This window comes from Fictibacillus barbaricus (assembly GCF_014635025.1).
In the GTDB taxonomy this organism is placed as follows: domain Bacteria; phylum Bacillota; class Bacilli; order Bacillales; family Fictibacillaceae; genus Fictibacillus; species Fictibacillus barbaricus.
In genome coordinates this window covers 802,293-814,909 of the sequence record NZ_BMCE01000001.1, presented here as the reverse complement: position 1 = coordinate 814,909, position 12,617 = coordinate 802,293, and the positions used below count along the sequence as shown (strand labels likewise).

Here is a 12,617-nt window from a genome sequence, read left to right as displayed (position 1 = left end):
ACTTAACGTGACTTTATGATGACACCATTGCCCGCAGGATCTTTTAGTGTTAGTATCTCTCCTTCTTTTCTAAAAGGAGTTTGACTGATTTCAAGCGCACGCTCTACATGTTGGATTTCTGCTTTTGACGGAACAATAATTTCATAGTGTAAAAGACCTGTTGTTTCAGGTGAAACTTTGACAGCATTCGGACCATTCCAGATGTTTAATGCGATGTGATGGTGATATCCGCCCGCTGATATGAAAAGCGCATGGTTTGCCATTCTGGTCTGTTCTTCAAAACCTAGAACATTCACATAAAACTCTTCAGCTTCTGGAATACTGGTTACATTTAAATGAACATGCCCCATAACTGTCTTTTCAGGAATGCCGCTCCAAATTTTTGCATCCCTTTCCTCTAATAATCCATGTACATCTAATGGTTCGCTGACTGCAGGCAATTTTCCTCTTTCATCCCGGATCCAATCTGCACGATCTACGTCTCGATAAACTTCGATGCCATTATTTTCAGGGTCCTGTAGATAAATAGCTTCACTAAACTTATGATTGGATGCACCAGCTAAATGAGTTTTGGTTTCAATAAAGTGATAAAGAATGTTGGCAAGATCTTTTCTGGTTGGAACAAGTAAAGCCAAGTGATATAACCCCGCACTTTTAATGGGCCTCTGTTTAAGCTCTGGATTTCCTTCTAGAATGAGCAGCGGTGTTTCCCCATCCGCTGTTAAATGAACAACAGACTCAGTTTGAGACAAAATTTTCAACCCCATTGTTCCTGTATAAAAGTTAGTAATGCTCTCTAGATCTCTTACTTTTAATGTAACGCTACCGATATGTGTGTCTTTATGAATAGGTTTCATTTATACTACCTTCTTTCAAATAATATAACTAATTACTTTATGTAAGTAATTATAAAATAGTTATTAACAAACCTCAACTCCTATAAAAAAAGAGACTGAATGATTCAGCCTCCGATATAGGACATTTCTATTTTTTTGCGTTCACTCGCGCCTTGCTCTCTTCTTTCATCTGAATAACGATCAGATCGATCGCGCCACGTCTCAACCACTCGCATATAGAGCTCATCATCAGAAGCTCCCTCACGAAGGAAATCTTTAAAATCTGTCCCTTTCCCAGTGAAAAGACATGTGTATACTTTCCCATCAGCAGATAATCTTGCTCTTGTACAAGTGGAACAAAATGTATCACTAATTGAAGAAATTATTCCGATCTCCCCTTGGCCATCTTTATAACGGTAACGCTTAGCCACTTCACCGTAATAATTTATACCAGCCATCTCTAAAGGGAATTCATCTCCTATGATTGACAATATTTCATCCTTTGAAACTACATCATCCCAGTTCCAACCGTTAGAGGTACCTACGTCCATATACTCGATGAACCTTAGCACATATGGAGTATTCCTAAAATAACGCGCCATTGGCAAAATTTCTCTATCATTGATTCCTTTTTTGACCATCATATTTATTTTCACAAAAAGTCCTGCTTGGTGTGCAGCTTCTATCCCTCTTAATACGGGGTCTACTCCGACGCCTCTTCCATTAATCGTACCAAAGAGAGTATCATTAAGCGTATCAAGGCTTACAGTTACTCGGTCCATCCCGGACTCTTTCAGTTCCGTAGCCATTCTTGGAAGCAATACTCCATTCGTTGTTAATGCGATATCCCGTATACCATCAATGGAACGCAGGCGTTTCAGAAGCTCCGGCAATCCCTTTCGGAGCAGCGGCTCACCGCCTGTAATACGAATCTTTTCAACACCTGCGCGGGCAAATTGGGAAGCAATCCGCTCAATCTCATCAAACGAGAGCAATTCTGATTGTGGTAAAAACGGATAATCAGGTCCAAATATCTCCTTAGGCATACAGTACGTACATCGAAAATTGCATTGATCTGTAACGGAGATCCGTAAGTCCTGAAGAGGTCGCTGAAAACGATCTGTAACTCGATTCTTCTCCTTCATATATCATCACGCCAATTATTTTAGTATTTTTCTAAATGTACCACGAATAAAAGGAAGTTAAAACCAGAACCGCTTCTAAACCGCTTTTTGGTTATTTGTTCCATTTTTAGTTCTTAATCACTATTTGCTGAAAATTCCTAGACCATTGTTACTAAATTTCCAAACGATTGATCAGCGTTATCCCCTGCCGTTAAGGCTTTTTGAGGTACTCCCCATTCATTAGACGTCTCCTTTCTTCAGTTGCACTTGTTTATTGGTTAGTAAAGTGTTACGATAAAAAAGAATTATTTTTGTTCGATTGTACATGGTAACCGATTATCTTGATATTTTTGAGCAGAGATAGTATTATTGTGCGGATTGGCACGACAGGGAGGCAACAAAAATGGAACAAGGTAAGGTTAAATGGTTTAACGCAGAAAAAGGTTTCGGATTCATCGAGCGCGAAGGTGGAGACGATGTATTCGTACACTTCTCAGCTATCCAAGCTGAAGGTTTCAAATCTTTAGACGAAGGTCAAGACGTAACGTTCGAAGTTGAACAAGGACAACGCGGACCTCAAGCTACTAACGTACGTAAAGCATAATAACCCAATAGATAAAACAGGACTCTCTTAAGAGGGGCCTGTTTTTTTGATTGTCTTCTTATTCTAATCCATTTTTTTCTCTTGAATTTTAATTCACACTTTCAAATTAAGCAAAAACAAGATCAGAGTGAAACCACCATCTTATCGCTTCTTTTTAACTCATCGTTTAACATTGTAATGGTCTCTTCTTCCCAAGCAAAAGGGTCCCCATTTTCAGGATCCCCCTTCAAAATACATAATCTTTAAATAGTTTATCTGATTTTCCCAATAAAAAAAGAGGCATTCTCTGCCTCTTTTTTAGATCTTAATTTACTTATTAATTTCTTTATTTAAATGAGAGTTCTTTTTAGAGTAGATGAAGTAAATCGCTGCACCAATAACTAACCAGATGATAAAGCGAATCCATGTGTCTCCATCTAGCTGAAGCATGAGGAATCCACAAAACAGAATAGCTAATAGCGGAATCCAAGGAACCGCTGGACATCGGAAAGCACGCGGAAGGTCTGGCTGTGTTTTACGAAGAACCAGAACTGCTACAGAAACCAATATGAATGCAGATAGCGTTCCAATGTTAACTAGTTTTGCAAGTTCATCAAGAGGGATTAATGCTCCCATAAGACCTGCGACAAGACCAAAGAACCACGTTGATCCGTATGGGGTTCTATATTTTTTATGAACTGTTCTAAAGAACTTCGGCAATAGACCGTCACGTGACATCGCATATGATACACGTGTTTGTCCATAAAGCATAACAAGCATAACGGTTGTCATCCCGAGGATGGCACCAATATCTATAATCCCAGCCACCCAGTTTTGTCCTGCAACTTGAAGAACAAGCGAAATCGGATGATCTTCGTTACCTTTAAAGTCAGTGAAAGGTACAACACCTGTCATGATGCCCGTTACTATAACATACAGAATCGTACAAATTAATAAAGAATAAATGATACCTTTTGGCAAGTCACGGTTTGGATTTTTTGTTTCTTCAGCGGCAGATGCGATGGCATCAAAACCAATAAATGCAAAGAAAACGAGTGCAGCTGCTGCAAAGATTCCGTCAAAACCAAATGGTGTAAACGGAGTCCAGTTGTCTGGCTTTACATAACCTACGCCTACAACGATAAACAGGATGACTACAGCCACTTTGATAACAACCATGATGTTATTTACACGTTTCGATTGTTTAACCCCTAATGAAAGTAATACGGTAATAAGCATAACAATTAAAAATGCAGGAAGATTAAAATAGGTGGTTGCTCCTTCTACTGCACCAGGTGCTGCTGTAAAAGCTGTTGGAATTGTAATACCAAAACCTTTTAGCAAAGATTGAAAGTATCCAGACCAGCCTACTGAAACGGCACTTACAGCCAGTAAATATTCTAAAATCAAATCCCATCCGATAATCCATGCCAAAAATTCACCCATTGTAGCATACGTGTACGTATAAACAGATCCAGATACCGGAACCGTAGAGGCAAATTCAGCATAAGAAAGGGCTGCAAATAAACAGGCTAGCCCAGCAATGATAAAAGAAATAATAAGTGCAGGCCCTGCTGTAAGAGCTCCTGTTCCCGTTAAAACGAAAATCCCTGTACCAATGATTGCTCCGATTCCGAGCATTGTCAGGTCCCATGTACCTAGTTCTTTATTTAGTGTAGTACCTGTTTTTGAAGCTGCAACTAAATCTGAAATACTTTTCTTCCTGAAGATACTCATATGAACCCCCTCCAAAACTATAATTATTTTCTATCTGAATCTATTATATTTCATTATTCGTAATTTTTCGACACTTTTTTTAGGGTTGATTCTTATTTTTCTGATTTTAAGCATGTGATTCTTGATTAATATTACAAATTTGGTCGATTGATGTTAGAGTACGTATGGGACGGACACCATAATAGGTATTTTGAATTTTTCTAAAATGAACCGCATTTTTTCCGTGATTATGGCTTACTTTTCCGTGATTAACAGTCATTTTTCCGTGATTATCCTTGTTTTTTCCGTGATAATCATTAGCAGTGTACATTCAGAGTGGACTAAGGGATGAAAGCTGCTAATCCACTTCCGAGCATGACAAGCAGATCACACTTCATCATAATTTCTCACCATAAAAAAAATGACTTCAAAGAAGAAGTCATCTCTACCTTACCTTTTGTTTTCTACTAATTTTCCATCTTCCATATATAAGACCCTATCGCATAAATCCAAAACCCGCTGATCATGCGTAACCATGACCGCAGCTTTACCTCTTAGCTTCACTTCATCTGACAGCATCTGTACAACTTCTCTGCCTCGCTCAGCGTCGAGACTCGCTGTTGGCTCATCCGCTAAAAGGATCTCAGGGTCATTCATCCAAGCGCGGGCAATAGCAACACGCTGCCGTTCCCCGCCTGATAAAGTTTCTGGATAATGATGAACGCGGTGAGACAGCCCGAGCCTATCCAATAATTTATTTGCTTTAACTTCAGCTTCTTGCTTATCCTTTCCAGCCAGCACTGAAATGAGAATAAGCTGGTCTAGGACCGTTAGATAAGGGATCAGATTCGATGATTGAAAGACAAAACCGATGTTCTTTAAACGAATCTCATTTAATTTATCATCGGATTCTTTGCTAAGATCTTTCCCATTGATAAACATACGTCCCTTTGATGGACTGAGCAAAGCACCTGAGATGGAAAGAAACGTACTTTTTCCAGACCCAGAAGGGCCAACCACTGCGACAAACTCACCTTCATTTACTTTTAAAGATAGTTCATCTAAAACGGTGACTTCATGATCACCATCTGTAAAAACTTTACTGATTTTCTCTAGATATAATTTAGCCTTCATCACGCTGCCCTCCCTATTGCTTCAATGGCGTCAATCTTAGCTACTTGATACAAAGAGAGTACCGAGCCGAGCAGAGCCACCCCTAAAAAGAGCAGCGAGCATCCTAAAGCGAGAAGTGGACTAAGCACGAATGGCAGACTAGCAGGCAGCATGAAAGATACACCATACGTCAAACCATTGCTGATCAATAAACTAACCGAAGACAAAAGAAATACCTGGTACAGAATATTTTTTGCTAAATAACCCGTTTTGGCACCAATCGCTTTTAATACACCAAATTGATTCATTTTTTGAATCGTAATGACATAAAAGAAAACAGCTAGCACAAAGGCAGCAATAATGAAAAGAAAAATAATCATCATTAAAAGGGAGCCTTGCTCTTCTTGGTATCCTGGTATCCCTTTTAACGCTTGTTTCTTTTCTACTGCTTCTATCTCAGAATATGATCTCTCTATTTTGTCCGCCGTATCTTTATCAGTTTTTAGGGCGATTGCATTCATTGTCTCTTTTGAATAAGGCCTACCTAGATGGGACCAGGTCTTCACATTCATATGAACAACCGGTGAGTGGCTGAACGTTTGGTTTTTTGAAAAACCAACGATGGTAAACGTCTTTCCTGAGAGTTCGTCCTTGATCTTGTCTCCGAGTAAAAGCCCCTCTTCTTTTATAGAACGATCAACGACTACCTCGTTTGACCTATCATTAGAAAACATCTTTCCTTCGACCAACTGAGGTTTCAAAAAGCTTGTTGCATCAATGGCGAAGAAGGCAACATCAATCTTTTTATTCTCATTTTCCACGGTGGACATTTGGATACTGACCGGTGCTGCATCATCTTTTTGTACGAATTTCCCAATATCATTTAAAGATTGTCCAGATAAGGATGAACGAGTAATCTTTTGATCACCATCTTTTGAAAGAAGCAGATAATCAACACTGCTATATTGAATTGAAGCTGCATTATCCGATGATAGACCATTTGCTAAACCCGTTACAAAAAGGACGAGCCATGCAATTAAAATCATGATTAAAGAGATTAAAGCGTAACGCAATTTCGCATGCCTTAATTCACGTAATGCCAAAAACATGATGATTCATCTCCATTTCTTTGATTTTCTTTTTGAACAATCAAAGTATAGAGGATGAATATGAACGGAAGATGAACGGCATTTTACATTCGAGGCAGGTAGATATGAAACACTGTCCCCTTATGCAGCTCACTTTTTACATGAATGCTGCCATTATGGAGGTCTATGATTTTCTTCGTGATGGAAAGCCCTAAACCACTGCTTCCTTCTGTTCGAGTTCGAACCTTATCCGCTTTATAAAAACGGTTAAAAATGAAGGGAAGATCATCCTTCGAGATTCCGACACCTGTATCTGTGATTTTTATGTGATGCAGTTCAGGCAGCGCTTCTACGTGAATCGACACCGTGCCGCCAACAGGCGTATATTTAATAGCATTTGTAAATAAATTGGTCCAAACTTGATAAAGTAATTTTTGATCACCAAAGATATAGGCAGAAGAAGGCAAATCCAACTCAATCGCTAACTCTTTTTCCTGCCAGCTCCATTCTGTCATAAACAAAACTTGCTTAATCTGTTCCGCTATATCGAAGGTACTTTTATCTAATTGATGGTCTTCTTTATCTAATGAAGCTAGAGTGAGCAAATGCTTACTGAGTTGTGACATCCTCTTCGCTTCTTCTTCAATAATAGCCAAGTATTTATCTTTTTGTTTTTCAGATATATTTTTTGACTGCAATGTTTTAGAAAAGCCTTGAATAGCTGCGAGTGGTGATTGAATCTCGTGGGAAACATTTGAAACAAACTCCTGGCGCATCTCTTCTAATTGCTCTAAATTTTTTGTCATCTGAGCAAAATGACTTGCTAACTTTCCTATTTCATCTTGACGATTTACTTTGAGATCGACTTTATAGTTGCCTTTTGAGATGATTTTGGTCGCATCTGTTAAGCGAATAATAGGTTTTACAATATATCGGGTGCTAACGAATACACATAATATGCTTAATAAAACAGTCAATACTAAAAGCAAGGCAAAGAAAATCCGCATCTCTCCAAACTGAACATCTAAGTTAGGACGTATAAAAAGTGCGTAATTTTTCCCTTGTTCCTCTATTGGAACTCCAATTGTGTTTCGTAGATCATTATCAAAAAAACCAGTAATAAAGAGAGTAGTCGGGAAATTCTTTATCCCGTGATAGACCTCACCAGAAATAACTTGCTGAACCACTCCAGCATCCAATTTCTTCTCCCGAAAGGCTTCTCCATAAAATGTTCCATTTCCATTCGCATCTGCAACATACAACTGATAACCTAGGTTTCCAACACTTTTTAAATAAGGATCTACATTTTTGTTTTCTGTTTGATTAAAGAATTGAATCTCTTTCGCCATCTGGGTAATTTTCTGATCATTTGCAGGTTTTAAGTAATACTGGTAATACACATTGGATAGGATAAAGGCAAAAACAGAGCTGATGATCATCACGAAAACGGTCGTGATCACGATTCGTAAATATAATGTTTTCACCTCTTACACTCCAATTTATAACCGATTCCTCTTACAGTCAGTATTTGAAAGTCATCTGTATTTTCTTTAAAACGTTCACGGAGTCTTTTGATATGTACATCAACGGTCCTGTCATCCCCACTAAAATCAGAACCCCAAACCAGCTGAATCAATTCATCTCGGTTAAAGATCCGCCCGGGATAACTCGCTAACTGTGCTAGGAGCTCAAATTCTTTCATTGGGAGCATAAGGATTTTTCCGTTGCTTTGCACTTCATAACTTTTGCGGTCGATGACTGTTTTGTGCAGGATAATTTTTTCAGCATTCACAAACTGATATCTTCTTAATAATGCTTTTATTCGAAACAGTAGTTCTTTGGGCTCAAACGGTTTTGTGACATAATCATCGGTTCCTGCTAAATACCCTTTCTCTTTGTCGGTAAGCTGATCTTTTGCGGTTAATAAGATAACGGGAAAATCATAATACGTCCTGATTTCTTCGCATAGCTGATAACCATCTTTAAAAGGCATCATGATATCGATAACGGCTAGATGAACCTGTCTAGTTGAAAGAATCTGTGAAGCTTCCTCTCCGTCCTTCGCTTTATGGACCATATACCCTTCTAATTGAAGGTGATGCTTTAAGAGTTCGCGAATGTGATCATCATCATCAGCAATCAATACATGAATCATCGTCCTACCTCCGTACCCGTTTAATAAATATCAGGAAACTTTCTCCGTTATGATTGTTGCCTCTTTTTCAGGAATCGTCAAGAAAACGACAGCTATCACAATAAATGCTCCGCCTAAAAGCTGATATCCTCCAAACGATTCATCCAGCCACATAATAGACAAAATAGCCGCGATAAGCGGTTCAATGCTTGATAGCAGGCTTGTCTCTGTAGCCGTTAAATACTTCAAACTTCCTATATAAAGTACAAACGAAACCGTACCGCTGAGAATGATAAAAATCAGCATAGATAAAGTTGGCAGCGTTAACGTTTTTGCCATTTCACTAATACGGAATGAGGGATTCATGAAAAACAAAACCACTCCTCCTAGTAACATCCCCCAGCCTACTATGACTGATGTACCCCATGTCTTAATCAATGAAGCCGGATGCAAGGTATAAAACGTAAATCCTAATGCTGTTAGGATCCCGAAAATGATAGCCTTTTTTGATAATACAATGTCTTGGACAGATCCGTTTGTAATGAGATAAAAAACCCCTGCCAGTGCAGCAAATAAAGCAATAAACTGTACAGCGGAAGGAAACTTCTTATTTAAAATGGCGGCATACACCATAATCAAAACAGGGCCAAGAAATTGAAAAAGAGTAGCCGTTACAGCATTGCTGATATAGACGGTCTCGATAAAAGCATATTGTGCTCCCAGCATGCCAAGCACTGCAAAGATCACAAGCTGAATCCAATGCCGAGGGTGCTTCCAGATCTTAAAGATATCTTGTTTTCTAAAAAATAAAAAACAGAGCGTAATAACGCCAGCAGCTATTAACCGTACCACTAAATAGTCAGCTGAAGTTAGATTTGTATGTTGAAAAAGCCACTGGATCATAGGGCCAGACACTCCCCAGAGTACAGCACCGGTAATGATCATGACTAGACCAATATGACGGGTTGATTTCATGTTGAATACCTCCTAAGCTGCAGCTTCATTTTACGAAATTGAATTGATTAGCATAGAGGTATTATAATGAAAGAGTGACTCTATAAAAAGAGCCAGATTCATTAAAACTGAGGGGGTCAGTTGTATGGTTGAAATTACACCAAAACTTGATACGCAAAGTGCAGAACCTTTGTATCTTCAACTTTATGAATTTATAAAACAAGAGATACAAGCAGGTCATCTACAGCACCATACAAAACTTCCTTCTAAACGAAAGTTATCGAAGCATCTGGATATTAGTCAAAACACGATAGAAGCTGCATATAATCAGCTAGCCGCTGAAGGATATATTGATAGTTTTCCAAGGAAAGGATTCTTTGTTTGTGATGTGAATCAGGACCGGATGGATGTAAAAGAAAAACGTTCTTCCATCAAAGAGAAAAAATTCCCAAAGAAAGATTGGAAGTACGATTTCAATAACGCAGGAATCGAGATAAATTCTTTTCCATTTTCCGTTTACCGTAAAATTGCAAATGAAGTACTTAGAGAAGAAAACAATGATTTATTGCTGCTCGGACATCCACAAGGAGAATTTGGACTTCGTGAAGAAATTGCAAAATACCTTTATGAAGCTCGAGGTGTACGATGTTCTCCGAGTCAAATCGTAATCGGGGCCGGATCACCTTTTTTGATTAAGGTTCTCTTTCAGCTGCTTAAAGGAAGCCGGTTTGCTGTCGAGGATCCTGGGTATCACCGCAAACTCGTTTTATTTGAGAAAAGAGATGAAGATGTGAAACTGATACCTCTTGATGAGAGCGGGTTAATGGTTTCAGAACTAGAAAAGAGTGGAGCAAACGTAGTTTTCGTGACCCCTTCTCACCAGTTTCCATGCGGAATGGTCATGCCGATATCACGGCGTCACCAGCTATTAAACTGGGCTCAGAAAGAAAAGAATCGTTTTATTATTGAAGATGATTATGATAGCGAGTTCCGCTATGTCGGTAAACCGATTCCAGGACTTCAAGGGCTGGATTCATACGAGAATGTTATCTATATGAGTACTTTTTCTAAAGCACTTATTCCATCTTTACGGATTAGTTATATGATTCTCCCAAAAACGCTTATCGAAATGTATCAAAACGATTTCTTTTTTTATACACAAACGGTTTCACGCATAGATCAAAGAATATTGCACCGTTTTTTACAAGATGGGCATTGGGCAAAACATATTAACAAAATGAGGGTTGTCTATCAAAAGAAAAGAGATGCTCTCGTTTCCGAGATCTCACGATGTTTTCCTGATAGCGTTGAGGTGATCGGTCAAGATTCAGGACTCCATGTATTGATTCGCCCGCATAATGGAATGACTGAAAAAGAGCTAGTGGAATCAGCCGCCGCTCAAAACATAAAAGTTTATCCCGTATCATCTTACGGCAGAAATGATGATCAAACCGTGCTGCTGGGTTTCGCGGTATTGTCAGTGGAAGAAATAAGAAAAGCTATTGAACTGCTTCAGAATGCTTGGTTTTAAACAATTGTTTAACATAAAAAAAGAGCTGCTCTTTTCCTTGAGTCCAGCTCTTTTTTATCTAAAAATGTTTAAACAAACCGAAACTTACTCCATGAGTGAATCTGATCCAGCAGAAAATGTTCTTGTTCCGGTATTCGACCTACAACATTTTTCTTTCCATATGAAGGCATGTCTCTCAGCGCAATCTGCAGTTCACCGCGATAGTGGCCGTACAGATCATTAATGATCAATACGTCTCCCTTTTTAATATGTTCAGTGCTATGAGGCGGAAATGAATGTTCTCTGTACTTCACCCGGCTTTGGGTCGAACGAATAACATATTCCGAAACATCTCCACGATTAAAGTGCTGTTCTTCTAAAACGATCTTCCTTTCTAGATCGGTCGCTGATTCTGACCAGTCTACCTTTAACGAAAGAACATCCATATCAATCATACTTAACGCTCGAAGTTCCTCTTCACTCGCAAAAGCATTTCCGATAATGATATCATCGATCAAACCAGTTGCAAACAAATCTTTTGCCTGTACATCGATGCCCAGTTCACGGTGTTCTTCTAATGTACATAATCCCTCAGAAACCGGCCAGGGTCCTATTTCACCGTTTGCCGAACTAATGAAAGCAGCCGTTCTTAACCCATGTGCCTTAAATTGTTGGCTGGTTTTCAGAAAATGTTTCCTCGAGAGTCCTGTGTACGCTTGAGGATAAAAGTTATGACAGCCAATGAGCATTTCGGCGTCGGGCTTAAAGCTCATAATGTTCTCGATCTGCCGTGTACCGCTGCTCATGTTCAATTCGATCTTCAATTCGTGACGATTGTACGTCATAGCGGCTTCTTTTGATCCGTCAAATCCTTCATCAAGCCGGATACCCGCTGCTCCAAGTTCATGGAAAAAAGATAAATCGTCATACGAAAGATTAAGTTTATGAAAAAGAGAAGGGGCAACATCAACGATCACTTCCATACCAAGTGATGCCGCTTCCTTTAAAACGGGCTGATACTGATTTAAAATCTCCTGCCTGCCTCCTTCAGCAGACAGAAGACAAGAAAACACGCGCTTAAAACCATATCCTGAAGCAAGCTGCAAATATTTAACCGTTTCTTCTAGCGGCATTTGATCCGGATAGATCGATAATCCAAGCCTTTTCATGTTGTCCTCACTCCCTGCCTTCCAAACGGTCAGCAAGACGTTTGTGAAGATCAATGATTTCCTTTGAAAAATCACGTGCTGTCATTGCGTTCATCAGATGATCTTGGGCAATATCTGTACTCTCTCCTCTTGTTTCATCTTGAATGAGTGCCGTCTGTATTTTGTGTGCTTTATTCAGTTCAAGTCCTGCTTTCTCGATCAATTCTTCTGCTGTTGTAAAATCACCTGCTTTTGCATACATGATCGCTTCCATACAGCTGCTCTTAGCATCCCCGCTATGAAGTATTAAAGAGAATATCGTTTGTTCAATCGTTTTCAATAGGTTTCACCTCTAGTTCGATATGCTTTTCCCGTCTCCTGGCACGACAGAAGTTTTGTTCTTCTTTGGAG

General features: G+C 39.2%; 13 protein-coding genes. 2 read left to right on the top strand and 11 right to left on the bottom strand.

Features of this window, described 5'->3' with window-relative positions; translation table 11 throughout:
- Window positions 1-2: 2 nt before the first annotated feature.
- Window positions 3-857: a VOC family protein gene (locus IEV52_RS03875; RefSeq protein ID WP_188401199.1), complete on the bottom strand. Its 855-nt coding sequence runs from the start codon at window positions 855-857 to the stop codon at window positions 3-5.
- A gap of 104 nt (window positions 858-961) precedes the next feature.
- A complete protein-coding gene (gene moaA, locus IEV52_RS03870; RefSeq protein WP_188401198.1) occupies window positions 962-1,981 on the bottom strand; it encodes a GTP 3',8-cyclase MoaA in 1,020 nt (339 codons plus the stop codon).
- Window positions 1,982-2,363: 382 nt separating this feature from the next.
- On the opposite strand from moaA, the gene IEV52_RS03865 reads away from it, so the two are divergent.
- On the top strand, window positions 2,364-2,564 hold the full coding sequence (locus IEV52_RS03865) for a cold-shock protein (protein ID WP_066245567.1): 201 nt from the start codon (window positions 2,364-2,366) through the stop codon (window positions 2,562-2,564).
- Between the two features lie 309 nt (window positions 2,565-2,873).
- On the opposite strand, the gene bcaP is transcribed toward IEV52_RS03865, so the two are convergent.
- From bcaP to IEV52_RS03830, 7 genes are all read right to left on the bottom strand, one after another.
- Window positions 2,874-4,280, bottom strand: a complete 1,407-nt coding sequence (gene bcaP, locus IEV52_RS03860) for a branched-chain amino acid transporter BcaP (RefSeq protein ID WP_188401197.1) — start codon at window positions 4,278-4,280, stop codon at window positions 2,874-2,876.
- Window positions 4,281-4,386: 106 nt separating this feature from the next.
- Complete coding sequence (locus IEV52_RS03855) at window positions 4,387-4,590, bottom strand: hypothetical protein (RefSeq protein ID WP_188401196.1); 204 nt, start codon at window positions 4,588-4,590, stop codon at window positions 4,387-4,389.
- Window positions 4,591-4,709: 119 nt separating this feature from the next.
- Window positions 4,710-5,393, bottom strand: a complete 684-nt coding sequence (locus IEV52_RS03850) for an ABC transporter ATP-binding protein (RefSeq protein ID WP_188401195.1) — start codon at window positions 5,391-5,393, stop codon at window positions 4,710-4,712.
- Entirely contained in the window at window positions 5,393-6,481 is a 1,089-nt protein-coding gene (locus IEV52_RS03845) for an ABC transporter permease (protein WP_188401194.1), read from the bottom strand. The genes IEV52_RS03850 and IEV52_RS03845 overlap by 1 nt, the downstream gene beginning before the upstream one ends.
- 83 nt (window positions 6,482-6,564) lie before the next feature.
- Window positions 6,565-7,944: a sensor histidine kinase gene (locus IEV52_RS03840; RefSeq protein WP_188401193.1), complete on the bottom strand. Its 1,380-nt coding sequence runs from the start codon at window positions 7,942-7,944 to the stop codon at window positions 6,565-6,567.
- Window positions 7,941-8,615 carry a response regulator transcription factor gene (locus IEV52_RS03835; protein ID WP_188401192.1) on the bottom strand — a complete coding sequence of 225 codons (675 nt, stop codon included), beginning with the start codon at window positions 8,613-8,615 and terminating at the stop codon, window positions 7,941-7,943. Before IEV52_RS03835 ends, IEV52_RS03840 begins: the two co-directional genes overlap by 4 nt.
- 30 nt (window positions 8,616-8,645) lie before the next feature.
- On the bottom strand, window positions 8,646-9,569 hold the full coding sequence (locus IEV52_RS03830) for a DMT family transporter (RefSeq protein WP_188401191.1): 924 nt from the start codon (window positions 9,567-9,569) through the stop codon (window positions 8,646-8,648).
- A gap of 124 nt (window positions 9,570-9,693) precedes the next feature.
- Between IEV52_RS03830 and pdxR the strand changes: the two genes are divergently transcribed.
- The gene (pdxR, locus tag IEV52_RS03825) at window positions 9,694-11,079 is read left to right on the top strand and encodes a MocR-like pyridoxine biosynthesis transcription factor PdxR (protein ID WP_188401190.1); all 1,386 of its coding nucleotides are present in this window, start codon (window positions 9,694-9,696) and stop codon (window positions 11,077-11,079) included.
- Between the two features lie 68 nt (window positions 11,080-11,147).
- Here the strand turns inward: pdxR and IEV52_RS03820 are convergent, their stop codons facing one another.
- Together IEV52_RS03820 and IEV52_RS03815 are read right to left on the bottom strand one after the other, a co-directional pair.
- On the bottom strand, window positions 11,148-12,227 hold the full coding sequence (locus IEV52_RS03820; RefSeq protein ID WP_188401189.1) for a DUF871 domain-containing protein: 1,080 nt from the start codon (window positions 12,225-12,227) through the stop codon (window positions 11,148-11,150).
- A 7-nt stretch (window positions 12,228-12,234) separates the two neighbouring features.
- Window positions 12,235-12,546, bottom strand: coding sequence for a PTS lactose/cellobiose transporter subunit IIA (locus IEV52_RS03815; RefSeq protein WP_188401188.1), 312 nt, complete (start codon window positions 12,544-12,546; stop codon window positions 12,235-12,237).
- Window positions 12,547-12,617 lie beyond the last annotated feature (71 nt).

Bases quoted from the DNA above. Each gene is read 5' to 3' on its own strand.
- IEV52_RS03875 (WP_188401199.1), bottom strand. From the start codon at position 857: ATGAAACCTATTCATAAAGACACACATATCGGTAGCGTTACATTAAAA.
- moaA (WP_188401198.1), bottom strand. From the start codon at position 1,981: ATGAAGGAGAAGAATCGAGTTACAGATCGTTTTCAGCGACCTCTTCAG.
- IEV52_RS03865 (WP_066245567.1), top strand. From the start codon at position 2,364: ATGGAACAAGGTAAGGTTAAATGGTTTAACGCAGAAAAAGGTTTCGGA.
- bcaP (WP_188401197.1), bottom strand. From the start codon at position 4,280: ATGAGTATCTTCAGGAAGAAAAGTATTTCAGATTTAGTTGCAGCTTCA.
- IEV52_RS03855 (WP_188401196.1), bottom strand. From the start codon at position 4,590: ATGTACACTGCTAATGATTATCACGGAAAAAACAAGGATAATCACGGA.
- IEV52_RS03850 (WP_188401195.1), bottom strand. From the start codon at position 5,393: ATGAAGGCTAAATTATATCTAGAGAAAATCAGTAAAGTTTTTACAGAT.
- IEV52_RS03845 (WP_188401194.1), bottom strand. From the start codon at position 6,481: ATGTTTTTGGCATTACGTGAATTAAGGCATGCGAAATTGCGTTACGCT.
- IEV52_RS03835 (WP_188401192.1), bottom strand. From the start codon at position 8,615: ATGATTCATGTATTGATTGCTGATGATGATGATCACATTCGCGAACTC.
- IEV52_RS03830 (WP_188401191.1), bottom strand. From the start codon at position 9,569: ATGAAATCAACCCGTCATATTGGTCTAGTCATGATCATTACCGGTGCT.
- pdxR (WP_188401190.1), top strand. From the start codon at position 9,694: ATGGTTGAAATTACACCAAAACTTGATACGCAAAGTGCAGAACCTTTG.
- IEV52_RS03820 (WP_188401189.1), bottom strand. From the start codon at position 12,227: ATGAAAAGGCTTGGATTATCGATCTATCCGGATCAAATGCCGCTAGAA.